Origin of the sequence: Sphaerisporangium corydalis (assembly GCF_025506355.1) — a bacterium.
In the GTDB taxonomy this organism is placed as follows: Bacteria; Actinomycetota; Actinomycetes; order Streptosporangiales; family Streptosporangiaceae; genus Sphaerisporangium; species Sphaerisporangium corydalis.
The window spans coordinates 1-21,997 of the sequence record NZ_JANZYP010000079.1; the positions used below are offsets into that span (position 1 = coordinate 1).

The 21,997-nt window shown below is 70.5% G+C and carries 21 protein-coding genes; 6 read left to right on the forward strand and 15 right to left on the reverse strand.

What is annotated here, in order from left to right:
- Positions 1-17 precede the first annotated feature (17 nt).
- The 7 genes from NYZ98_RS36180 to ligD form a co-directional block, all read right to left on the reverse strand.
- The gene (locus tag NYZ98_RS36180) at positions 18-614 is read right to left on the reverse strand and encodes a methyltransferase domain-containing protein (protein WP_262848886.1); all 597 of its coding nucleotides are present in this window, start codon (positions 612-614) and stop codon (positions 18-20) included.
- A complete protein-coding gene (gene tgmB, locus NYZ98_RS36185; RefSeq protein ID WP_262848888.1) occupies positions 611-1,570 on the reverse strand; it encodes an ATP-grasp ribosomal peptide maturase in 960 nt (319 codons plus the stop codon). The genes NYZ98_RS36180 and tgmB overlap by 4 nt, the downstream gene beginning before the upstream one ends.
- Positions 1,571-1,599: 29 nt before the next feature.
- On the reverse strand, positions 1,600-1,869 hold the full coding sequence (gene tgmA, locus NYZ98_RS36190) for a putative ATP-grasp-modified RiPP (RefSeq protein WP_262848890.1): 270 nt from the start codon (positions 1,867-1,869) through the stop codon (positions 1,600-1,602).
- Positions 1,870-2,021: 152 nt separating this feature from the next.
- Positions 2,022-2,861 carry a helix-turn-helix domain-containing protein gene (locus tag NYZ98_RS36195; protein ID WP_262848892.1) on the reverse strand — a complete coding sequence of 280 codons (840 nt, stop codon included), beginning with the start codon at positions 2,859-2,861 and terminating at the stop codon, positions 2,022-2,024.
- A 9-nt stretch (positions 2,862-2,870) separates the two neighbouring features.
- Positions 2,871-3,404, reverse strand: coding sequence for a DUF6879 family protein (locus NYZ98_RS36200; protein ID WP_262848895.1), 534 nt, complete (start codon positions 3,402-3,404; stop codon positions 2,871-2,873).
- Positions 3,385-3,618 (reverse strand): hypothetical protein, encoded by a 234-nt coding sequence (locus NYZ98_RS36205; protein ID WP_262848897.1) that lies wholly within the window; start codon positions 3,616-3,618, stop codon positions 3,385-3,387. The genes NYZ98_RS36200 and NYZ98_RS36205 overlap by 20 nt, the downstream gene beginning before the upstream one ends.
- A 248-nt stretch (positions 3,619-3,866) precedes the next feature.
- Positions 3,867-4,877 carry a non-homologous end-joining DNA ligase gene (gene ligD, locus NYZ98_RS36210; RefSeq protein WP_262848900.1) on the reverse strand — a complete coding sequence of 337 codons (1,011 nt, stop codon included), beginning with the start codon at positions 4,875-4,877 and terminating at the stop codon, positions 3,867-3,869.
- Between the two features lie 394 nt (positions 4,878-5,271).
- Here ligD and msrB point away from each other — a divergent pair, with 394 nt between their 5' ends.
- Complete coding sequence (gene msrB, locus NYZ98_RS36215) at positions 5,272-5,673, forward strand: peptide-methionine (R)-S-oxide reductase MsrB (protein ID WP_262848902.1); 402 nt, start codon at positions 5,272-5,274, stop codon at positions 5,671-5,673.
- Positions 5,674-5,985: 312 nt separating this feature from the next.
- On the opposite strand, the gene NYZ98_RS36220 is transcribed toward msrB, so the two are convergent.
- The 3 genes from NYZ98_RS36220 to hemG all read right to left on the reverse strand — a co-directional run bounded on the left by NYZ98_RS36220 (position 5,986) and on the right by hemG (position 8,955).
- Positions 5,986-6,543, reverse strand: a complete 558-nt coding sequence (locus NYZ98_RS36220) for a hypothetical protein (RefSeq protein ID WP_262848904.1) — start codon at positions 6,541-6,543, stop codon at positions 5,986-5,988.
- Between the two features lie 207 nt (positions 6,544-6,750).
- Positions 6,751-7,392 carry a hydrogen peroxide-dependent heme synthase gene (gene hemQ / locus NYZ98_RS36225; RefSeq protein WP_262848974.1) on the reverse strand — a complete coding sequence of 214 codons (642 nt, stop codon included), beginning with the start codon at positions 7,390-7,392 and terminating at the stop codon, positions 6,751-6,753.
- A 114-nt stretch (positions 7,393-7,506) separates the two neighbouring features.
- Positions 7,507-8,955, reverse strand: coding sequence for a protoporphyrinogen oxidase (gene hemG / locus NYZ98_RS36230; RefSeq protein WP_262848906.1), 1,449 nt, complete (start codon positions 8,953-8,955; stop codon positions 7,507-7,509).
- Positions 8,956-9,099: 144 nt separating this feature from the next.
- On the opposite strand from hemG, the gene NYZ98_RS36235 reads away from it, so the two are divergent.
- Positions 9,100-10,143, forward strand: a complete 1,044-nt coding sequence (locus tag NYZ98_RS36235) for a DUF4349 domain-containing protein (protein ID WP_262848908.1) — start codon at positions 9,100-9,102, stop codon at positions 10,141-10,143.
- Here NYZ98_RS36235 and hemE read toward each other — a convergent pair whose 3' ends face one another.
- Complete coding sequence (gene hemE, locus NYZ98_RS36240; RefSeq protein ID WP_262848910.1) at positions 10,144-11,181, reverse strand: uroporphyrinogen decarboxylase; 1,038 nt, start codon at positions 11,179-11,181, stop codon at positions 10,144-10,146.
- Between the two features lie 705 nt (positions 11,182-11,886).
- Between hemE and NYZ98_RS36245 the strand changes: the two genes are divergently transcribed.
- A complete protein-coding gene (locus tag NYZ98_RS36245) occupies positions 11,887-12,489 on the forward strand; it encodes a DUF3000 domain-containing protein (protein WP_262848913.1) in 603 nt (200 codons plus the stop codon).
- Positions 12,486-13,733 (forward strand): HRDC domain-containing protein, encoded by a 1,248-nt coding sequence (locus NYZ98_RS36250; RefSeq protein WP_262848915.1) that lies wholly within the window; start codon positions 12,486-12,488, stop codon positions 13,731-13,733. Before NYZ98_RS36245 ends, NYZ98_RS36250 begins: the two co-directional genes overlap by 4 nt.
- Positions 13,734-13,757: 24 nt before the next feature.
- On the opposite strand, the gene NYZ98_RS36255 is transcribed toward NYZ98_RS36250, so the two are convergent.
- The 3 genes from NYZ98_RS36255 to dxs form a co-directional block, all read right to left on the reverse strand.
- Positions 13,758-14,762, reverse strand: coding sequence for a LacI family DNA-binding transcriptional regulator (locus NYZ98_RS36255; RefSeq protein ID WP_262848918.1), 1,005 nt, complete (start codon positions 14,760-14,762; stop codon positions 13,758-13,760).
- Positions 14,763-14,846: 84 nt separating this feature from the next.
- The gene (locus NYZ98_RS36260; protein WP_316249642.1) at positions 14,847-16,319 is read right to left on the reverse strand and encodes an amino acid permease; all 1,473 of its coding nucleotides are present in this window, start codon (positions 16,317-16,319) and stop codon (positions 14,847-14,849) included.
- A 170-nt stretch (positions 16,320-16,489) separates the two neighbouring features.
- Positions 16,490-18,394 carry a 1-deoxy-D-xylulose-5-phosphate synthase gene (gene dxs / locus NYZ98_RS36265; RefSeq protein ID WP_262848976.1) on the reverse strand — a complete coding sequence of 635 codons (1,905 nt, stop codon included), beginning with the start codon at positions 18,392-18,394 and terminating at the stop codon, positions 16,490-16,492.
- A gap of 245 nt (positions 18,395-18,639) precedes the next feature.
- Between dxs and NYZ98_RS36270 the strand changes: the two genes are divergently transcribed.
- Positions 18,640-19,428 (forward strand): neutral zinc metallopeptidase, encoded by a 789-nt coding sequence (locus NYZ98_RS36270; protein ID WP_262848923.1) that lies wholly within the window; start codon positions 18,640-18,642, stop codon positions 19,426-19,428.
- Positions 19,429-19,535: 107 nt separating this feature from the next.
- A complete protein-coding gene (locus tag NYZ98_RS36275; RefSeq protein ID WP_262848925.1) occupies positions 19,536-20,366 on the forward strand; it encodes a neutral zinc metallopeptidase in 831 nt (276 codons plus the stop codon).
- 48 nt (positions 20,367-20,414) lie between these two features.
- Here the strand turns inward: NYZ98_RS36275 and NYZ98_RS36280 are convergent, their stop codons facing one another.
- A complete protein-coding gene (locus NYZ98_RS36280) occupies positions 20,415-21,947 on the reverse strand; it encodes a carboxylesterase/lipase family protein (protein ID WP_262848928.1) in 1,533 nt (510 codons plus the stop codon).
- Between the last annotated feature and the right edge of the window lie 50 nt (positions 21,948-21,997).

Here is a 21,997-nt window from a genome sequence, read left to right on the forward strand (position 1 = left end):
CCGCACCCCCCGTTCCTTCAGCTCCGGTGGATAGCGACGCTGGGCAGGGTGAGGGGAACTGGATCGACCTGACATGGACTCCATCCTTTCCAACCGATGAAGTCTCCATCAATCCCGGCGCGGTTCAGTGTGTATCCGGCCTCGGTGATCGCCTTCCCAGCGCGGGCGGCGACCTCCTGGTCGTACTCGATCGAGGTGACGGCCTCCTGACCAAGCCGATGACACATCAACGCTGTCGAGTACCCCGTGCCGGTACCGATCTCCAATGCCGTGTCACCCTCGGCGATCTGAGCGGCCTCCAGCATCAGCACCACCAGACTCGGGAAGGTGGAGGAGGAACTCGGCGATCCCGTCACGACGTCGGTCGCCTCGTCCGCGAGGACGCCCCCGACCTGAGTCACCCAGGTCTGGTCGGCGTAAGCCAGGGCGAGCCACTCGTCCATGCCTACATCGGCACGACGGATGGGAGTCCACAAATCACCACGAGTCTTGTCGGGCCGGTAGACGGCGTCGCCCAGGAACAACTCACGCGGCGTCGCCTCCAACGCCCCGCGCCAGCCGGGAGAGCCGATGCGGTCCGCCAGCGCACGACGGAATTCGGCCGTATCGGTCACGGCCACCATCCTTTCACCAGCACCTCAGCGAAAGCGTCCGCCATCGCATCGGAATCGGGCAGCCAACCCCACTGCCCGTTGGGGTTGCACTCGATGAAAGTCCATCGGTAGGGACCGGCGCTGTCATCTGCCGCTTCGAGAGCGAAATCGAAGCAGCCGAACACCAGCCCGAAGTGATCGAGATATGAGTAAAGAGCGTTCTTGACCGCCTCGGGCACCTCAAGGGGGTCGTGCATCAGTCCGTCCCAGTCACCCGCGCGCCAGTCGACCGCGCCATCGGGCGTGGTGATCCTGCTGGCGAACACGTGCCGGCCAATCACGGTCACCCTGGCGTCGGCAACCTTGTCTATCTCCTGTTGGAACAGGTGGGCGGTCATCGACACCGAATCATCAAGATCCCGCCGAGCGATCCGCTGCGTCCATATCGCAGCGACATGCCCCTCTGGGGTGGGTGGCGCTCCCCGAAACGATTTGTAGACGACGGGCTCTCGCTCAGCGACGAACTTCTTGATCTCCTCCAGGTCGTTCGAGATCAGCGTCACCGGCACCGCGAGCCCCATCCGAGCGGCCACCCGCAATTGCGCCGGCTTGAAATCACTCTTGGTGATGCTGGCCGGATGATTGACGTAGCGGCAGTTCGGAAGGTTCGCGAGCAGCCCGCTCAGGCCGTGGCGAGCTTCGGCGACAGCGAAGTCACGTGCTTGCGGCTCCAGTTCCCTGAACCGCCACGGAGACGGACGGCGGTAGTACACCGCACGCACATCCTCCAGGGCGATGTCACGGCTCGGTGTGCGCAATCGTCCAGACCACTGCCTCTCGCCCCCGCCCATCAGGGCGCTGAACAGCAGGCCTGGCCCGACGTCGGCGGGATCGACGCGGGCGACCAGCGCCCGGCGCTCGTTCAGCACCTCGATGACCAGGTTGGCGGTGACATCCGCCTCCGAGGTGATCACCATCACACAGTCCCGAGCGGGCCGCATCACGGCTAGTCCGTCGCGGTGTCGTTGTTGGAGTCGTCCGCCACCTGCGCCGCCCCGCCCGACCCATCCCCGCCGCCGCCCTTCGACACGGTGACCGTGACGAAGGTCCTGCTGGTGCCATCCTTACCCATGTCCACGATCGCACCCTGTGCGTCGTAGAAGCGGGTGAGCTGAGTCTCGGGATCGAACGATGTCGTTTCGTACGGCGGCGGGGCGGCCGGAAGATGCTCGGTGCTCCGGCTCAGCCCCCACGGCTGGGTCATCAGGCTTCCCATCAAATCCCCTTCTCGGGCCCTGGATGATTCATCTATCTCGGCTTGCCTTTTCGCTCGCCGGAAGGTCCGCGTCGAACCGGTACGGGTTCGGTCACTCAGGTGACGCTAGGGACAGGGAGAAGGAAGCTCCAAGAAGTTTGCCGCAGTTTGCTTCAGTCCGCTGCGAGGGCCCTCAGGGCGTCTGAGATCAGCGCGCGGGCCTTGGGTCCGTAGACGGCCGCCTTTGACATGGTTTGGAAGGCTTTGGCATACAGGGCGATCTCACGGGGTTGCATGATGGTCAATTCCGCCGACACCGCTTCCACGTGAACCATCCGATCATCGAAAATGATGAACTGGTTCGTTGGCACCTGATAGACGGATCGTGCGGGCAGGATGCCCAAACTGACTCGGGCAAGTGAAGATATGGCCAAGAGTCGATCGAGTTGGCCAATGGTGACCGCCGGACTATCGACGACAGTCCAAAGCGCCTGTTGTGCGAGGATGACGTGGAACCGGTGATCTCCTTTGTACAGGATTTGCTGGCGCTCCATTCTCGCCAGGACGCCGGCTTCCAGATCGTCCGGTATGCCATAAAATTCGATGACACGGGCCAAGACGCCAGCCGCGTATTCTGCGGTATGAAAGATGCCTGGCACGAGGACGGGCTCAAACCAGCGAAACAACCTGGTTTCGGCCTCAAGTTTGACGGACTCCGCTTGCCGCCTTCTGGTGCCCGTCCGCAGGTTCCGGCGCCACTCGACGTACATCGATTCGATGGAGCGGACGACCGCGATCAGATCGTTCGCCTGATCGGCGACATCGCACAGCCGACACCATGCCCGGATGTCATCTTCCGAGGGATTCTGCTTGCCGTACTCGATCTTCGACACCTTAGAGCTGTGCCAGCCGGCAAGCGTGGCCAGTTGTCTACCGGTCAGCCCAGCGTCCCTGCGTAGCTCGCGGAGCGCCTGCCCGAGAGCTTCTCTCGCCTGATGAACCGTGCTTGGCAAAGAACACGCTCACCTGGAAGTGTGTTCAGAGTGGACATATTTCCCGCGCGGTATCGCTATGGCCCAGACTTCGTCCCGAACCCTACGGCACTGCTCCACCAGAACCGGGTATCTTACGTCAACGCCGCCAATGAAACGGCCACCCGGCTCGAACACGGTGAAGACGAGACGATCGTCATCGAAGAGCCAGAAGTCATCAGCCGGAAAATCGATGCCTCGCGCCAGATGCCGAGGAAGGTAGCGGATGTCCTCTCCCGCTTCGATATTGAGTCTCGCAACTTCCAGCCCCCATCGCGTGTAGTCCACGTGGGGCACGGTGACGAGTCGGGCTCGTTGGATCTGCTTACCTTGCTGCGTCACTTCGCGAATGAGATTCAGCCAGGACCGATGCCATGCGTATTCATCGAGCCTTCCTTCGAGGAAGAGGCCGAACGGTCCTCTTTCTTCCGGCGTGTCATAGGAGTCTTTCAACTCCAAATGGAATGCCGACCGCTCGAAGGCGTGGAAGAGGTCCTCGAAGTCCTCACCCTTCAGTAGCTCCATGCGGGGTTTCCTCTGGTAGATGACTCATGAGTGCCTTGGGGACTGCGATCACGGTCTCGTGGTCGGGGATGTCGAGTTGCGCCAGCGTCTCAGGATCGGTGATCCGCCAGCCCTGGATCACATAGACCTCCTTGCCGTTCACGATCTCGTCCGTGTCGAACAGCGTCGGCGAGCCGCCGCCCTGCGTTTCCTTACCGAGGAACCGTAGTCGCACGATCTTGTCTCCTGTTAAGCGGTTGCTGGGGTTTGCTGCGTTCTCCCTGGATGGTCGGTCAGATTGTGCGCAAGGTCAAGGCGGCCAGCCGTGACATCTCCCTGGCCAAGCCGGGTTCTGGTGTCCCGCGCCGGCCATCTCCCTCGTTCAGGGCGTGCCGGACCATCGTCTATTGCCTGATCCGGCGGCGGGCGCAGCGACCGGCCGAAGGCCCTTGGGAAACACAGCCCGAGCCGAAGGCGAGGACCTTATTCGGGGGGGTCTTCTGGGCGGGCTTTGCTGGGTTGGACGCGTTTGGGCTCGCCGGGCATTTTGGGGTAGTTGGGGGGGTAGGGCATGTCGCCGCGCTGGTCTTTGGCGTACCACTCCAGGAGGGGGTCGATGGAGAACGCGCGGTCGTCGATCTCGGCGTGGACGTCGCCCAGTTCGGCGAATCGGGGTGGGACGGTGCGGATGTCGAAGTCGCGGGGGTCGGCGTCGGCCAGTTCCTCCCAGGTGAGCGGTGTGGACACCGGGGCGTGCGGCCTGGCGCGCACGGAGTAGGCGCTGGCGATGGTGCGGTCGCGGGCGTTCTGGTTGTAGTCGATGAAGACCTTCTCGCCGCGCTCCTCCTTCCACCAGGCGGTGGTGGTGAGGTCGGGACGGCGGCGCTCCACCTCGCGGGCCAGGGCGATGGCGCTCTGGCGGACCTCGGTGAACGACCATCGGCGCTCGATGCGCACGTTGATGTGGATGCCGCGGGTGCCCGAGGTCTTGGGGAAGCCGCGCAGCCCCAGCTCGTCCAGGACCTCGCGGACGGCGAACGCCGTGACGCGGGCGTCCTCGAAGTCGGTGCCGGGCTGGGGGTCGAGGTCGACGCGCAGCTCGTCGGGATGCTCCACGTCGTCGGCGCGGGTCGGCCACGGGTGGAAGTCGATCGTGCCGAGGTTGGCGCACCAGGCGATGGCGGCGACCTCGGTCACCCGCAGCGCGTCGGCGCTCCGGCCGCTCGGGAACCGGACGGTGACGGTCTCCAGCCAGTCGGGGTGCCGGGGCGGGAGGCGTTTCTGGTAGATCGCCTCGGACTCGACCCCGTCGGGGTGACGCTTGAGGTAGGTGGGCCGGTCTCTGAGCGCGCGGAGAGCACCCTCGCCGACGGAGGCGTAGTACTCGACCAGCTCGCGCTTCGTCGCCCCGATGCCGGGGAAGTAGATCTTGTCGGGGTTGGTGACCTTGATGAGCCGGTCTCCCACGTTGAGCTCGATGAACGGCGACGCCATGTCCTCGACCGTACTCCTCGCCTGTGACAGAACCCGGGATGGGCGGGCCCGTCCCGGAGCACCTCGGTGGCGGACCAGGCTCTCGAACGGGACGGACCTCACGACCGCCCGCCACGACCCTCGGGCGGGCGCTGACGTGCGCCCGCCCACGGGCCTCCCCCGACCGTACGACGGCGCCCGGCGTAGCCGCGGGCACCGCCTGAAGCGGGGATGGACCGGCGATCTCCCTCTAGCCGGAGGTGATCAACCCTCCGCCGATGAAGACGCCTGGAACACCCCGAAAGGATGCTCGGGCCGGGGAATCACCACAAGGACTTTCCGTCGTGTTCTGACGAGGTTCTTACGTCCGGGTGCCCGGGAGCGCCCCGGCGCCGCGCCCGCATAGGCTGGAGGCATGGAGAAGGTGGTCAAGAGTGACGCCGACTGGCGTGTTCAGCTGTCCCCAGACGAGTTCCGTGTGCTCCGCCAGGCGGACACGGAGCGGCCGTTCACCGGAGAGTACGTCGACACCAAGACCGTGGGCGTCTATTCCTGCCGCGCCTGCGGGGCGGAGCTGTTCCGGTCGGAGACGAAGTTCGACTCGCACTGCGGGTGGCCCTCGTTCTTCGAGCCGTCGGAGTCGGAGGCGGTGACGCTGATCGAGGACAGCTCGCTCGGCATGACCCGGGTCGAGGTCCGCTGCGCCCGCTGCGACTCCCACCTCGGGCACGTCTTCCACGGTGAGGGTTACGGCACGCCGACCGACGACCGTTACTGCATCAACTCGGTCTCGCTCCGCCTCCAGCCGGCCGAATAGGCCGCCGGGATCCTGACGTCGCATGGCGGGCGCGTCGCCGCCCGTTCGCGCGTGCCGCGAACGCCCGCTATTGTGATCAAAGGCATACAGAAAGTCACGAGTGGCGCATGCGGGCCCCATCGCCGGGGTAAGAAGGGCGAGGGGTCCCCCTCCCACATGCCAGAGCGCGCCACGTGTCGTCCGGGGGCTGTGTGCATTTACGCCACAGGTGGGAGACCACCGAGGCCATAGGCCAGGTGGTCATCCAGCGCTGCGAGGTCTGCGGCAAAACCCGGGTGCGGGTGTCAGGAGCTCCGAAGCTCCCGGAGCCTCCTACTCCGGAGCCGGGTGGGTGAGCCGGCAGGAGCCGTCGCCGGGGCCGAGGATGTTGGCGAGCACCGGGTTGCCGTTCTGGCCGAAGTGCGCCTGGACGAACACCACGGGGTGCTGGTCGCCGACCTCCTGGACGAGGTACTCAAGGCCCCGCTTGCACAGGTCGATGGCCGGTTTGGAGTTGTGCGCGCTGTCGGGGAGGTCGGTGTAGATGCGGAGGTACTTCCCGACCGTCCTGATGTCGGTGATCCGCTTCACCGCCTTGTCCCGCACCCACCGCGTTTTGAAGTAGTTCACCGCTTTGACGTCGGTGTGCTTGGACGGGCCCGAGGCCGTCTCCGCCGCGCCGCGCGTCTTCTTGGCCTTCTTGCTGGCCGGTTTCACGCCCGGCCCGCCGGTCGCCTCGCCGTCCGGACCGCCGGGCGTCCTTGCCGGGCTCGGCGCGCCGGACGGGACGCCGGCGGCGGCCGTCCCATCGTGCGGGCGCGCCACCACCGCGCCGACCCCCAGGGCCGCCACGGCGACGGCCGCCAGCGCGACCGAACCTTCGAGAACCATCGACCGGCGCGACTTACGGCGCCGGTGCCCCCCTCGCCTGGAACGTGCCAGACCTCTGCCCCTGTTCACCCTCTGCCTCACGTCGACACGGGATTTGCACCGAGTATGGCAAAGATCCCATAGCTGCGGAGCTTCTTCCAAAAATGTGAGACATGAGGCGTTCGGGGTGCATGTGACGCATGTCCGTATATGTCGGCGTATGGGTGGTTACGGGAGGGCGGCGACGAGCTCCTCCAGGGGCTTGCGCGTGCCGGTGTAGAACGGCACCTCGATGCGGGTGTGCCTGCGGGCCTCCGAGGCGCGCAGATGACGCATCAGGTCGACGATGCGGTGCAGCTCGTCGGCCTCGAAGGCCAGGATCCACTCGAAGTCGTTCAGCGCGAACGACGCCACCGTGTTGGCGCGCACGTCGGGGTAATCGCGGGCCAGCCGGCCGTGCTCGGCCAGCATGGCGCGGCGCTCGGCGTCCTCCAGCAGGTACCACTCCAGGGAGCGCACGAACGGGTAGACCGACACGTACCCGCGCGCCTCCTCCTCGGCCAGGAAGGCCGGGATGTGCGACTTGTTGAACTCGGCGGGGCGGTGCAGCGCCATGACCGACCACACCGGCTCGCTCGCCCGGCCGAGGGCGGTGCGCCGGAAGCGGCCGTAGACCTCCTGCAGGTCCTCAGGGGAGGGGGCGTGCCACCAGAACATGTAGTCGGCGTCGGCACGGAAGCCGGCCACCTCGTAGGACCCCCGGGTGACGACGTCCTTCTCTGCGGCCTGGGAGAGCACGTTCTCGACCTCGTGGGACAGCTCCTGCCGGTCACTCGGCAGCGGCTCGCGCACGCGGAAGACCGACCACATGGTGTAGCGGATGACCTGGTTGAGATCGCGCGCCTTGGGCCGCGCACTGCTCTCCGTCACTGATCGCACTCGCCTTCCATCGACAGGTTCGTTCGGACCGGGACGGCCGGCGGCTCAGCGGGAGCCCGCCGCGGGCTCGTCCTCCCGCCATTCTCCCTCGTGCTCCCGCCGGAGGTGCGCGAGGACCCTGCCCGCAGCCGTGCGCGCGGTGGCGACGCAGGCGGGGACGCCGAGCCCGTCGTAGGCGGCGCCGCACACGGCCAGACCGGGTTGCACGGCGACGGCCGCCCGGACGCGGGCGACCCGGTCGAGGTGACCGACATCGTACTGCGGGAGCGCGCCGCCCCAGCGGGTGACCCGGGTCGACAGGGGCAGCCCGCGGACCCCCATGACCTCGGCCATCTCCGCCATGGCCAGCGCCACCAGCTCGCCGTCGTCCCGCTGCAGGACGAACTCCTCGCCCAGGCGGCCGATGGAGCAGCGCAGCACCAGCAGGCCGGGGTCGGCCTCGGCGAGGTGGGGCCACTTGACCGTGCTGAACGTCACGGCCTTGACCGGGCGGCCCTCCACCGAGGGCACCAGGTAGCCGCTGCCGGACGGCGGCTCGGGGAACGCCGAGCGCTGGTAGGCCAGGGTGACGATCGCCATGCTGGCGTACTCGATGCGGGCCAGCTCGGCGGCGGCCTTGGGCACCTCGGCGGCGAGCAGCCTGCCCGCGGCGGGCGCAGGCACCGCGACGATCACCGCGTCGGCCTCGATCGTCTCGGGGTCGCGGGTGGACCCGGTGACGACGCTCCAGCCGGTGGGGGTGCGCCTGAGCTCGCGCGCCGTCACGCCGGTCCTGACGTCGGCGCCGGACGCGGCGGCGACCGCCGCGGGCAGGCCGCCCATGCCCTCGCGCAGGGTGGTGAAGACCGGTCCCGCGTCCTTCGGGGCGTTGCGCGAGATCGCCTTGGCGGCGGCCAGCAGCGAGCGCTCGGTGCGGGCGGCCGTGGCGACGTGCGGCATCGTCGCCTCCAGCGACAACAGGTCCGCGCGCCCGGCGTAGACGCCGCCGAGAAGCGGTTCCACCAGACGGTCGACGACCTCGCTGCCCATGCGCGCCCTGATGTACGCCGCCACCGACACATCGGAGGTGACCAGCGTCGCGGGCAGGATCTGGTCGAGCGGCACCCGGGCGAGGCCGGCGGGCGACAGCAAGCCTGAGCGGGCGAGCCCGACGACGTCGGACGGGACGCCCATGACGTGGCCGGGGGGCATGGTCCGCAGCGCGCCCCTGGTCCACACCGAGGCGCCGGTGGTGCCCGGATGGACCAGATGGTCGCCGAGCCCGACCATGCGCGCGAGCTCCTTGCCCTCGGGGCGGCGGGCCAGCATCGCCTCGGCGCCCTCGTCCACGAGCACGCCCTCGATCTCCGAGGCGCGCAGTTTGCCCCCGACGCGCGGGGAGCCCTCCAGCACGGTCACCGCGATGGTCGCGTCCTCACGGTGAAGATGCCATGCCGCGGCCAGCCCGGCGATGCCCCCGCCCACGACCACGACGTGCCGCCGAGTCCCTTTCATGTTTTCAGACGTTACCCGTCCCCGGCCACCGCGCGCGCTGGCCACGACGGGGCTCCGAGCCCGGGAAGGGAGAACGTGACGCCATTGTGACGCGTACCCCCAAACCCCGCCATCGCCGGTCCCGTCAACAACAGCATGAGGACTTTGAGGTTCAGTCCGCCTGTGGCGGTGGCCCTGGCGGCCGTCGTCCTCACCCTGTCGGGGTGCGGCGGCGCGGACAGCCAGTCGAGCGACGGCGGCGGGATGGCCGCCGCGCCCGTGCAGAACCAGGCCGCCCAGCCCGAGCGGGCGACGGCGGGCGGCGTCGCGAAGGACGCCGGGGTACCGGCCCCGAAGGCGACCTCGGCGTCCGGGGCGCCCTCCACGGTGGAGGTCGAGAAGGCGGACCGGGCGATCGTGTACACCGGGGAGATGACGGTCCGGGTCAAGGACGTCGCGGCGGCCTCCGACCGGGCCAAGCAGACCGTCACGGCGGCCGGCGGGCGCCTGGACCGGGAGCAGGCCGCCTCCTACAGCGGCGAGGACACCTCGACCCTCGTCTTCAAGATCCCCCCGGCGAACTATCCGGGCATCGTGGACCGGCTCGGCAAGGAGCTGGGCAAGCGGCAGTCGATCAACCTGGGCACCGACGACGTGACCCAGCAGGTCGCCGACGTCGAGAGCCGGGTGAAGTCGGCGCGGTCGTCGCTGGAACAGGTCCGCACGTTCCTCGCCAAGGCCAAGACCATCACCGAGGTGCTGGAGGTCGAGCGGGAGATCTCCTCCCGTGAGGCCGACCTGGAGTCGCTGCAGGCCCAGCAGACGTCCCTGGCCTCCCAGACCGCCATGGGGACGCTGACCCTGCGCCTCGTGCGCGTCGGCGGGCCCCCGACGGCCAAGCCCAAGGCCAAGCCGGCGCCGAACTTCCTGAGCGGGCTGAAGTCCGGCTGGGGCGCCCTGACCGGCACGACGCGGGTCGTCCTGACGGTCATCGGCGCGCTGCTGCCCTGGCTCGTGGTGCTCGCCGTGCTGTGGATCGCCTACGCGGCCGTACGGCGGCGGGTGCCGTCCCTGCCGTACCCCGCCCGCCGTCGCCGCCCCGCACCGGGCGTACCCCCGGCGGACGCGCGCCCGCCGGACGCGCCCGAACCCTCCGTGCCCGCCGCGATCGGCGACGCGGGTGGGAAGGACCGGCCGGGCGAGGGGTGATCAGCGGGCGGAGACCTCGTGGACGAGGTCGGTGAGGCGGCCGAGCTGGCCGGGGTCGGTGGTGGGCGGCACCCCGTGGCCGAGGTTGAACACATGCCCCTCGGCGGCCTCGCCCCTGGTCAGGACGTCGCGGGCGCGGCGCTCGACGACCTCCCACGGGGCGAACAGGATGGCCGGGTCCAGGTTGCCCTGGAGCGCCTTGCCCGGGCCGACGCGCCGCGCGGCCTCGTCCAGCGGGACCCGCCAGTCGACGCCCACGACGTCGGCGCCGGCCTCGCCCAGCAGGCCGAGCAGCTCTCCGGTGCCCACGCCGAAGTGGATGCGCGGCACGTCCAGGTCGGCCAGGCCGGCGAAGATGCGGCTGGTGTAGGGCAGGACGAACTCGCGGTAGTCCTCGGGGGCGACGGCGCCGACCCAGGAGTCGAAGAGCTGGATCGCCGAGGCGCCGGCGTCGGCCTGCAGGCGCAGGTAGGCCAGCGTGATGTCGGTGAGCCGCCCCATGAGCGCGTGCCACAGCGCGGGGTCGCCGTACATCATGGCCTTGGTGTGGTCGTGGCTCTTGGACGGCCCGCCCTCGATGAGGTAGGACGCCAGCGTGAACGGCGCGCCGGCGAAGCCGATGAGCGGCGTCGCGCCGAGCTCCTTGGTCAGCGTGCGGATGGCCTCGGTGACGTACGGCACGTCGCCGGGGTCCAGGGCGCGCAGGGTGTCCACCCCGGCGGTGTCCCTGATCGGGTCGGCCACGACGGGGCCGACGCCGGGCTTGATGTCGAGGTCGATCCCGATGGCCTTCAGCGGCACCACGATGTCGCTGAAGAAGATCGCCGCGTCGACTCCGTAGCGGCGCACCGGCTGCATCGTGATCTCCACGATGAGGTCGGGGGTGGCGCACGCCGTCAGCATCGGCACGTCGGCGCGCACGGCCCGGTACTCGGGAAGCGAGCGGCCGGCCTGGCGCATGTACCAGACGGGCGTGTGCGGCACGGGCAGTCGCCGGCAGGCGCGGACGAACGGGGACTCGGCGGTCTCGGGATTCACGTTTCCAGGGTGCCATGCGAGGGGGCCGGTCCACGCACCGCGTGCGCAAGGGGAGCGTCTTAAGTCGTACTCGGCGATACCAAAGCTTGCCGTAAAAGAGATATTTACTAGGCCAATGTCCGGTGATGCTAATGGAAGCCGCGAAGCATACGCTATGTCTGATTCGGCGAGGCAGGCCGGGAAGCGGTACGCGGCCGGCCGCGCCAACCCGTTCCAAAGCGCCGGTACAGTACGTCTCACGTGAGGTCCGTGATCATGTCGCGGCTGGCCCAAAAGTTCGTCAAATCCCCGCGCGGCGCTGATTCGGTGACCACTTTCGGGACACGCCGAGCGCGTTGCGGGGAAATGTCGCCGCGACGTGTCAACGTCGGACCAGCCCTCGAGCTCACGGACAAGGGCGCGCGGGGGGAGCGCCGGCCAGGCCACGCGCACTCCTGTCCGTGCGAGCTTTCGATCTTGGGACCCGACGAAAGGCCCGCGATGACCGCGATGTGGAGTTCCTCCGAGCACCGCAGTGTGCATTGTGCGCGCCGTGCCGGTGAACCGGCGTTCGAGCGGCGACCCCGCCTCGACGGGCACGACGACCACGGCCGGTCCTACGTGGAGCGTCGCGGCGACCCGGTGATCGTGGCTTGATCACCACTCATGTTCACCGCGCATACCCCCCTGCTTCCGGCTCCGCCCGCTCCGGCCTACTCTGCAACCATGACCATCGGTGACGCGCCGCCGGCCCCTGCCGCATTCCGGCGGGCGCTGGAGAGCCTGCGCCCGGCCGAGGTCAGGCCCGAGATCGAGCTGGAGGACATCCCCGCCCCGCAGCGGCTTGCCCCCTACTCCGGCGCCGTTGGCGCCTCGGTCTACCGCGACGACGACGAGCTCGCGGTCGGCCGGTTGATCATGCTGTTCGACCCCGACGGCCAGCGCGGCTGGGACGGCCCGTTCCGCCTGGTCGCCTACGTCCGCGCCGACATGGAGCCGGAGATCACCTCCGACCCGATGCTCGGGCCCGTCGCGTGGAGCTGGCTGACCGAGGCCCTCGACTCCCGGTGCGCCCGCTACGCCGCCGCCGGCGGCACGGTCACCCGCGCCGTGTCCGAGGGGTTCGGCAACAAGGCCGACGATCCGGTCACCACCGAGCTGGAGCTGCGCGCGTCGTGGTCCCCGCTGGAGGAGGACCTGTCGGCGCACGTCGCCGCCTGGTGCGACCTGATGTGCCTCGCGGCGGGCATCCCACCCCTGCCACCCGACGTCGCGGCCCTCCCACCGCGGTCCGCGCGTCGCGAAGACCCGGAGTCCTTCAGGACGTGACCGACGACGAAGACATCCCCGCATCCGAGATCGAGCCGCTCCTGGAACCCCGTGAGGGCATCCCGCCGGTCATCGAGGACCCCGCCGCGCTCGCCGCGGTCGTACAGGCGTTCGCCGGCGGCACCGGCCCGGTCGCCGTCGACGCCGAACGCGCCTCCGGCTACCGCTACAGCGGCCGCGCCTACCTGGTACAGCTCCGCCGCACCGGCTCGGGCAGCGCGCTCATCGACCCCATCGCCTGCCCCGACCTGTCGGGCCTGGACGCGGCGGTGGCCGGCGCCGAGATCGTCCTGCACGCCGCGACGCAGGACCTGGCCTGCCTGGCCGAGGTCGGCTTCACCCCCCGCGAACTGTTCGACACCGAGCTGGCCGGGCGGCTGCTCGGCTACGAGCGCGTCGGCCTCGGCACCATGGTGGAGAACGTCCTCGGACTGCGCCTGGAGAAGGGGCACTCCGCGGCCGACTGGTCCCACCGGCCGCTGCCCGAGGACTGGCTGCGGTACGCCGCCCTGGACGTCGAGGTGCTCATCGAGCTGCGCGACATCCTGTACGACGAGCTGGACGCCGCCGGGAAGCTCGCCTGGGCGCAGGAGGAGTTCGCCTCGATCCTCGCCGCTCCCCCGGCTCCGCCGCGCACCGACCCGTGGCGCCGCACCTCCGGCATCCACCGCGTGCGCTCGCTGCGCGGCCTGGCCGTGGTCCGCGAGCTGTGGACGCTGCGCGACGAGCTGGCGCGCGAGGCCGACCTCGCGCCGGGACGGGTGCTGCCGGACTCGGCGATCGTGACCGCCGCGCTCGACCAGCCGCGCACCACCAAGGCGCTGACCGACATCGCCCCCTTCACCGGCCGCAGCGCCCGGCGTCACCTGCGCGACTGGCTGAACGCCATCGGGCGGGCGCGGGTGCTGCCCGAGACCCAGCTCCCGCAGCCGAGCGGCCCCGGCGACGGGCCGCCGCCGGCCAACCGCTGGGCCGACCGCGACCCCGCCGCGGCCAGGCGCCTGGCCGCCGCCCGGGCGGCCGTCGCGACGCTGGCCACCGAGCACCACATGCCCACCGAGAACCTCCTGCAGCCCGAGGCGATCCGGCGCCTCACGTGGGAGCCGCCCGCCGAGCTCGACGAGGACACACTGGCGGCACGGCTGCGCGAGCTGGGCGTGCGCGAGTGGCAGATCGCGCTGGCGGCCGGTCCGATCTCCGCGGCGCTGACCCGGCTGTCCGCCAAGGGCGACCCCGAGGACTGAGCCATGCCGCCGGGCCTCACGTGCTCACGGGAGTCTTCTGACGCTCTCGCGGAGGACGACCTCCCCGGCGACCGGCTCCTCCCGGGCGACGTCCTCGTAGCTGAGGGCCAGGTCGAGCGCCAGCGACCCCATGTGGGCGAGCGGTAGCCGCACGGTCGTCAGCGCCGGCACCAGGTCGCGCAGCGAGGCGATGTCGTCGAACCCCGCCATCGACATGTCCTGCGGCACGCTGACCCCGAGCTCCCTGAAGGCGGCGAACGCCCCCACGGCCATCACGTCGTTCACCGCGAAGGCGCAGGTGGCGCCGGTGTCCATGGCGACCAGCTCGACGGCCGCGGCGTGCCCGCCGTCCCGGTCGAACCCGCCGTGGACCACGGCCGGCTCGGGCAGCCCGAGCTCGGCGAGCCCTTCACTGAACCCCTCGGCCCGGTCGACGGCGGTGTACAGGTTCGCCGGCCCGGCGAGCAGGGCGAACCGCCGGTGCCCCTGGCCGGCGAGGGCGTGGGCGAGCCTGCGGCCTCCCTCGCGGTTCAGCGGGGCCACGGTGTCGGTGCCGAGGAGGTTCTGCCCGATGATCGCCACCCGGCCCCCGGAGGCGCGGTAGACGTCCAGCTCGGCCCGCAGCCGGCGGATCATGACCTCGTCCACGACGCGGGACCCGGCGATCAGCACCGCGCGGGCGCGCTGGGCGTTCAGCGTGGCGACCAGGGCGATCTCCCGCTCGGGGTCACGGTAGGTGGTGCCGAGCGTCACCACCATCTCGTGCTCGTCGGCGCCGCGGATCGCGCCGTCGGCGATGGCGGCGAAGTAGGGGTCGGTGAGGTCCTGGATGATGACGCCGACGACGTTGCCGACGCCCCGGGCGAGGGTCTGGGCGGTGGCGTCCACGCGGTAGCCGAGCTTGGCGGCGGACGCCTCGACCTTGACCCGCAGGGACGCGCCCACCTGGCGGCTGCTGCCGTTGAGCACCCGCGAGGCCGTCGCCAGCGACACCCCCGCGTGCTTGGCGACGTCTTCCAGCGTGACCATGGTCGTCCCTCCGTGCCCTGCGGCTTCCCCTCCATTGTCCAGCGGGAGCGGAGGGCCCGCGCACAGGCTCGCGGCACGGGACCGCTACCCTGCGGAGGCGGCCCGGTCCTCGCTCACCCGGCTGTGCCGCATGCCGTACACGAAGTACACCACGATGCCGATCGCCATCCAGATCAGGAACCGCAGCCAGGTCTCCACGGGCAGGTTCAGCATGAGGTATATGCAGGCCATCACCGACAGGGCGGGCACCAGCGGGACCAGCGGGGTGCGGAAGGCCCGGGGCAGGTCGGGCCGGGTCCTGCGCAGGACGACGACGCCGACCGAGACCAGGACGAAGGCGAACAGCGTCCCGATGTTGACCAGCTCGGCCAGGGCCGACAGCGGGATCAGCCCGGCGAGCAGCGCCGTCACCACCCCGATGATGATCGTGATGCGGTACGGGGTGCCGAAGCGGGGGTGGACGGCGGCCAGCCCCCGGGGCAGCAGGTTGTCGCGGCTCATGGCGAAGAAGATCCGGCTCTGCCCGAGCATGAGGATCATCACGACGGTGGTGAGCCCGGCCAGCGCGCCGACGCTGATGACGGTGGCCAGCCAGTCCTGGCCGACCGCGCGGAACGCCCCGGCGAGCGGGGCCGACCTGCTGAGCCGGTTGTAGGGCTGCATGCCGACGACGACCAGCGACACCGCGACGTACAGGACGGTGCAGACCACCAGCGAGGCGATGATGCCGATGGGCAGGTCGCGCTGCGGCTTGCGCGTCTCCTCGGCGGCGGTGGCCACCACGTCGAAGCCGATGAAGGCGAAGAACACGACGGCCGCGCCGGAGAAGATCCCGGCGAGGCCGTAGGCGACCGGGGAGATGCCGAACATCACCTGGATCAGCGGCGCCTTCAGCCCGCCCACCGCCGGGGTGGGCTGCGCCGACGGGACGAACGGGGTGTAGTTGGCGCCCTTGATGAAGAACAGCCCCGCGACGATCACCAGCAGGACCACGGTCACCTTGATGGCGACGACGACCAGGTTGACCCGCGAGGACAGCTTGATCCCGGCGACCAGCACGGCGGTGAGCGCGAGCACGACCAGCACGGCGGGGATGTTGAAGGTGGCGTGCTCGCCCGCGAGCGAGGCGGGCAGATGGATGCCGAAGGTGGCCAGCAGCTCGGAGAGGTAGCCGGACCAGCCCACCGCGACCACGGCGCCGCCGAGCGCCAGCTCCAGCATCAGGTCCCACCCGACGATCCAGGCCGGGAACTCGCCGATGGTGGCGTAGGAGAACGTGTACGCCGACCCGGCCACCGGGACGGTGGAGGCGAACTCCGCGTAGCACAGGGCGGCCAGCGCGCAGACGACGCCCGCGACGACGAACGACAGCGCGACGGCCGGGCCGGAGGTGTCCCTGGCCACCTGGCCGGTGAGCACGAAGATGCCCGTCCCGACGATCACGCCGACGCCGAAGACCGTGAGGTCGAGCGCGCTCAGGCTGCGGCGGAGCTGATGCTCGGGCGCTTCGGTGTCCTGGACCGACCGTTCCACCGACTTGGTCCTGAAAATGGACATCGGCACGCCCCTTGATCGTCATCGATCGGACAGGACGCCTTCTCCGGGAGGGCGCAGGCCTTGCCTACCCCCCCATCCGGCGAACATTCCTCGGCCCGAGGAGGAGATCTCAGCCCGCCGCACGACCCGTCCAGCGGCCGCTCGGCACACCGGACGAACCCCCGGCGGCCTCAGCCGGCCGGATGGCCCTCCAGGAGCGAGGAGCGCCGCGCCACCGCTTCGGTGATCTCGCGGGCGAGGTCCTGCCCGGTGAGGCCGATCTCGGCGAGGATCTTGGGGCGCTTGGCGTGCTCGAGGAACCGCTGCGGAATGCCGAACGTGCGCACCGGGACGTCGACGCCCGCGTCCCTGAGCAGGCGGGCCACCGCGTCGCCCACCGCGCCGACGCGGCCGTTGTCCTCGACGACGGCGACGAGCCGGTGGGCGCCCGCCGCCGCCACCAGGGCGGGGTCCAGGGGTTTGACCCAGCGCGGGTCGACCACGGTCGCCGGGATGCCCTGGGCGTCCAGCAGCGCCGCGGCGTCCAGCGCGATCTGGGCCATCGGGCCCGCGGCCACCAGCAGCACCTCGGCCTCGTCGCCGGCCTCCCGCAGGACGTCCATCTCGCCGAGCCTGCCCACGGCCTCGATCTCGGGCCCGACGGCGCCCTTGGGGAACCGGACCACGGTGGGGCCGTCATCGACGGTGACCGCCTCGCGGAGCAGCTCGCGCAGCCGGACGGCGTCGCGCGGCACGGCGATCGACAGCCCGGGGACCACCTGGAGGATGGACAGGTCCCACATGCCGTTGTGGCTCGCGCCGTCGTCGCCGGTGACGCCCGCGCGGTCGAGCACGACCGTGACCGGCAGGCGGTGCAGGGCGACGTCCATGAGGAGCTGGTCGAAGGCGCGGTTGAGGAAGGTGGCGTAGATGGCGACCACGGGGTGCAGGCCGCCGAGCGCGAGGCCGGCCGCGCTGGTGAGGGCGTGCTGCTCGGCGATGCCGACGTCGTAGATGCGGTCGGGGTAGGCCTCGGCGAACGCGGCCAGGCCGGTGGGGTGCAGCATGGCGGCGGTGATCGCCACGATGTCGTCGCGCTCGGCGCCGAGGCGCACGAGCTCCTGGCCGAACACGTTGGTCCAGCCGTGCGCCTTGGGCTGCTCCTCGCCGGTCAGCGGGTCGAACGGCTGCGGGGAGTGGAAGCGGTCCTCGTCGTGGTTCTCGGCGTGCGCGAAGCCGTGCCCCTTGGTGGTGAGGACGTGCACGATGACCGGCCCGCGGAAGTCGCGGGCCTTGCGCAGCGCCACCTCGACGGCCTGCTCGTCGTGGCCGTCGATCGGGCCGACGTACTTCAGGCCGAGGTCCTCGAACATGACCTGCGGCGCCAGGACGTCCTTGAGGCCCTTCTTGACGCCGTGCAGCGTGTCGTACAGCGGGGTGCCGACGACGGGCACGCGGGCGAGGCTCTGCTTGACGAACTCCAGCGCGTGCTCGTAGTTCTGCGTCATGCGCAGGGACGCCAGGTGGGAGGCGAGCCCGCCGATCGTCGGGGAGTAGGACCGGCCGTTGTCGTTGACGACGATCACCAGCGGCAGGTCGGGGTCCTTGGCGTGGCCGGCGATGTTGTTGAGCGCCTCCCAGGCCATGCCGCCGGTCAGCGCGCCGTCGCCGATCACCGCGACGACCGTGCGGCCGGTCTCGCCCCGCAGCTTGTAGGCCTTGGCCAGGCCGTCGGCGTAGGACAGGGCGGTCGAGGCGTGCGAGTTCTCGATCACATCGTGGTCGGACTCGGCCTGGCTCGGGTAGCCAGAGAGGCCGCCCTCCTGGCGCAGGGTGGTGAAATCGGCGGCGCGCCCGGTGAGCATCTTGTGGACGTAGGCCTGGTGGCCGGTGTCCCACAGGATGCGGTCGCGGGGGGAGTCGAAGACCCGGTGCAGGGCGATGGTCAGCTCGACGACGCCGAGGTTCGGGCCGAGGTGGCCGCCGATGCGGGAGGTCGTGGAGACCAGGAGGTCGCGCAGCTCGGCGGCGAGGCGCGGCAGCTCGCCCGGCTCCAGCCGCTTGAGATCTCCCGGACCCTTCACGGTCTCCAGCAGGTCGGCCCGCCCGATGCCAGAACCGTCGCTTAGCTGGCTCCGCTCGCTCACGGAATCATCCCCTCCGCCTGTTGTCGACCCGCCCGAGTCTATTTGCCCTGTCGCTCCGCCCCAGCGGCGCCATGGGATCGACCTAGCGTCTCACCTTGATGGCGCTCTGGGGCCAACCTCGCGAAACCCTCTAGTTTTCTTCACATTAGTTTGGTTTTACGGCAAGCGGGCGGCTCGCGTACCCTCACGGGACCATGCGAACGTCCTCACTCGCTCTCCTTTTGGTCCTGTTCACCGGCCTGCTGTCCGGTGGCATGGCCCACGCTTCCCAGACGTCCTATCCGATCAGGAACGCGGACGCCCTCACCAAGAGCCGGCTGTACCTGTCCGGCCGGCTCCCCTCCACCCGATGCCCCGAGCGGCCCGTCGTCGCGGGCGACGTGGCGTCGGTGAAGAACTACCTCCTCCCCCTCGTGAAGTGCTTGGACGTCGCGTGGAGCGCCCAGTTCGCCAAGGCGCGCCTGCCGTACGTCAAGCCGCGTGTGACCTTCATCACCAAGCCGCAGCGGATCTGCGGCGAGAAGTGGGGCAAGGACGTCCAGGCGATCTACTGCAACGCCGACCGGCGGATCGTCTTCATGCTCGACAAGGACGTGATCGCCGAGCCGGAGGACCTGTTCCTCATGGACGTGATCGCCCATGAGTACGGCCATCACGTCCAGAACGTGGCGGGCATGTGGCGCGCGTTCGACCGCCTGCCCAACAAGGGCAAGGCGGAGTACTACGAGCAGACCCGGCGGCACGAGCTCCAGGCGGAGTGCCTGGCCGGGGCGTTCATCGGCAGCGTCTGGCCCTCGCTGGGCCGCACGGGCGAGGACTGGAGCACCCTGCTGGACGCCGACCGCCGCAGCGGTGACGAGACCACCGACGTGCGCGACCACGGCAAGGGCCGCAACATCGCCAACTGGCTGAGCCGGGGCTTCAAGGCCGTGGGCCCGGCCGCCTGCGACACCTGGATCGCCCCCTCGGCGATGGTCGCCTGACGGTCCCGCCGGGCCCGCGCGCCGCGGGCCCGGCGGCCGGACCGGAAAGTCACCACCTGACGCATCTATCGGACTTTGCGTAGATATAACAGCTAATCTGCTCTGCTGTGATCACTCGAAAGCCCTCCATCGCGCTGGCCGCCGGACTGCTGGCGAGCATGCTCCTGCCCGGTACCGCCCAGGCCGCGTCGCCGGCCGCCGCGCCGGCGTCCGCGAGCGCTTCCCCGGTCCGGGCCACCGCCCTCACCCGGAGCCCCCTGTACACCTCCGGCAGGCTCCCGGTCACGAGGTGCACCGAGCCGTCCGTCACGCCCGGGAGCGTGGCCTCCGCCCGGCGGTACGTCGTGCCGCTGTTCAACTGCCTCAGCCGGTCGTGGGCGACCCAGCTCAAGAAGGCCCGCATCCCCTTCTCCAAGCCGTCCCTGCAGTTCATCTCCAAGCCCCAGCGGGTGTGCGGCGCGAAGTGGCCCGGTCACGCCCAGGGCCTGTACTGCCCGAACTACCGCCGCATCGTCGTCCTGCTGGACAAGAACATCACCCAGCAGGCCGAGGAGCTGTTCCTGATGGACGTGATCGCCCACGAGTACGGGCACCACGTCCAGAACGTCTCCGGGATCGAGCGCGCCTTCAGCCGCCTGCCCTCCCGGAACAAGTCCGAGTACAACGAGCAGCTCCGGCGCCTGGAACTCCAGGCGGAGTGCCTCTCGGGCGCGTTCATCGGCAGCGTGTGGGACTCCCTGGACCGCCCCACCGACGACTGGGAGTTCCTGCTGGACGCCACGCGCGAGAGCGGCGACGAGCACAGCAAGGTCCGTGACCACGGCAAGGGCCGCACGATCGCCAACTGGCTCAGGCGCGGCTTCCAGGCCGCGGGCCCCGCCGGCTGCAACACCTGGATCGGCAGCTCGGCGATGGTCGCGTCCACCCCCGCGAACTGACCTTCCGCGTGGCCGGGCCGTCCGCTCGGACGGCCCGGCCACGCGGCGCTAGCGGCTGATCAGCGGCAACACGGGGAAGGCCTGGTCCTGCCAGATCAGGCGGGAAGCCTCCTCGGGGTAGGCCGTGACCGCCGGATCGGTGTCGAAGCGCTGGACCAGGCGCCGGCCGGTGTCGTACGCGGGCCAGCCGGGGTCGCCGCCCACGGCGAACGAGGTCCATGCCGCGCGCATCCGGGCCGACAGGGCCTCCCCCTCCGGGGAGGGCCCGCCGATCAGCTGGGCGGGCCCGCCGCGGTCCAGGTTGCCGAAGACGAGCGGGACGTCGAGGCCGTGGCAGGCCCCGAAGGCCCCGCCCATGCCCGGCGCCGCCCAGGTCAGCTCGTAGACGTGCGCCCGGCCGCCGCCGGCCGTCTGGGCCTCGGCGAGGTGCAGCGAGGGCATGCGGAACAGCCAGTCGGAGTGGACCAGTTCGTACAGCTCCTCCGGGCCCGCCGCCGGGAAGGCGTCGCGGTAGCGGCGCGCGCCGTCCGGGCCGGGCGCGAAGAGCCGGAGGGCGTTCTCCGCCTGCTCCTCGGTCACCTCGCCGAGCATGCCCCTGATGACGGTGAACAGGCGCTGCTCGTCGCGGGTGTGGCCGGTGAGGAGGTCGACGCCGCGGCCGGCTCCGCCGGACAGGGCCTGCCATGGTGTGACGGCCAGGACCTCGCCGTCGACCACGGGCGCGAAGGGGAGCCCTCCGTGCGCGGCCAGGCCCCAGCGGTCCGCCCACTGGTCGATCTTGGCGCCGACCGCGTCGGCGGCGGCGGGCAGCTCGCGAGGGGCGACTCCGGACAGGTCGGCCACCGTGGGCCGCAGCCCCAGCTCGGCGGCGAAGGCGGCGGCCATGTCCGCCGCTAGCTCCGGCGAGAAGAACGGGCCCGGCACGCTCTGCGCGATGGCCCGGCGGAACAGCCCGGCCGCGCGGTCCATCGCCAGCAGCGCGGCGACCGATCCCCCACCGGCCGACTCGCCGAAGACCGTGACCTGCCCGGGGTCGCCGCCGAAGGCCTGGATGTTGTCGCGCACCCACTCCAGGGCGGCGACCTGGTCGAGCAGGCCGCGGTTGGCGGGCGCCCCCTCGATCTGCGCGAAACCCTCGACGCCCACGCGGTAGTTGAACGTCACCACGACCACGCCGCCCTCACGCGAGAGCCGGCCGCCGTCGTACTCGGGGAGGCTCGCCGTGCCGATCCCGTAACCGCCGCCCTGGATCCACACCATCACCGGCAGCCCGGCGCCCGGGCCGGGTTCCGGCGACCAGACGTTGACCGTCAGCCAGTCGTCGCCGGCGTCCCGCGTCCGCTCGTCCATGCCGAAATGCCCGGCCTGCGGGGGCGGCGGGCCGAACGAGAGGGCCTCCAGCACCCCGCTCCAGGCTTGGACCGGTCGCGGCGCGGCGAAACGGGCCTCGCCGACCGGCGGCTCGGCGAACGGGATGCCGCGGAAGACCGCCACGCCCTCCTCCCGGACGCCGCGCAGCCTTCCGGCCGGCGCGCGGACCTCGGGCCGGGATCCGGACGGCGTGGACTCGGCATCGGTCATCGGAACTTCCTCTCAAGCAGGGGAGGGCTCGCGGTGGCCCCCGATCCTGC

What these genes read in the sequence shown, in the direction of transcription:
- tgmB (WP_262848888.1), bottom strand. Translation starts at nt 1,570, where the DNA reads ATGGTGATCACCTCGGAGGCGGATGTCACCGCCAACCTGGTCATCGAG.
- tgmA (WP_262848890.1), bottom strand. Translation starts at nt 1,869, where the DNA reads ATGGGAAGCCTGATGACCCAGCCGTGGGGGCTGAGCCGGAGCACCGAG.
- NYZ98_RS36200 (WP_262848895.1), bottom strand. Translation starts at nt 3,404, where the DNA reads ATGGAGCTACTGAAGGGTGAGGACTTCGAGGACCTCTTCCACGCCTTC.
- ligD (WP_262848900.1), bottom strand. Translation starts at nt 4,877, where the DNA reads ATGGCGTCGCCGTTCATCGAGCTCAACGTGGGAGACCGGCTCATCAAG.
- msrB (WP_262848902.1), top strand. Translation starts at nt 5,272, where the DNA reads ATGGAGAAGGTGGTCAAGAGTGACGCCGACTGGCGTGTTCAGCTGTCC.
- NYZ98_RS36220 (WP_262848904.1), bottom strand. Translation starts at nt 6,543, where the DNA reads ATGGTTCTCGAAGGTTCGGTCGCGCTGGCGGCCGTCGCCGTGGCGGCC.
- hemQ (WP_262848974.1), bottom strand. Translation starts at nt 7,392, where the DNA reads ATGTGGTCGGTCTTCCGCGTGCGCGAGCCGCTGCCGAGTGACCGGCAG.
- hemG (WP_262848906.1), bottom strand. Translation starts at nt 8,955, where the DNA reads ATGAAAGGGACTCGGCGGCACGTCGTGGTCGTGGGCGGGGGCATCGCC.
- NYZ98_RS36245 (WP_262848913.1), top strand. Translation starts at nt 11,887, where the DNA reads ATGACCATCGGTGACGCGCCGCCGGCCCCTGCCGCATTCCGGCGGGCG.
- NYZ98_RS36255 (WP_262848918.1), bottom strand. Translation starts at nt 14,762, where the DNA reads ATGGTCACGCTGGAAGACGTCGCCAAGCACGCGGGGGTGTCGCTGGCG.
- NYZ98_RS36260 (WP_316249642.1), bottom strand. Translation starts at nt 16,319, where the DNA reads ATGTCCATTTTCAGGACCAAGTCGGTGGAACGGTCGGTCCAGGACACC.
- NYZ98_RS36270 (WP_262848923.1), top strand. Translation starts at nt 18,640, where the DNA reads ATGCGAACGTCCTCACTCGCTCTCCTTTTGGTCCTGTTCACCGGCCTG.
- NYZ98_RS36280 (WP_262848928.1), bottom strand. Translation starts at nt 21,947, where the DNA reads ATGACCGATGCCGAGTCCACGCCGTCCGGATCCCGGCCCGAGGTCCGC.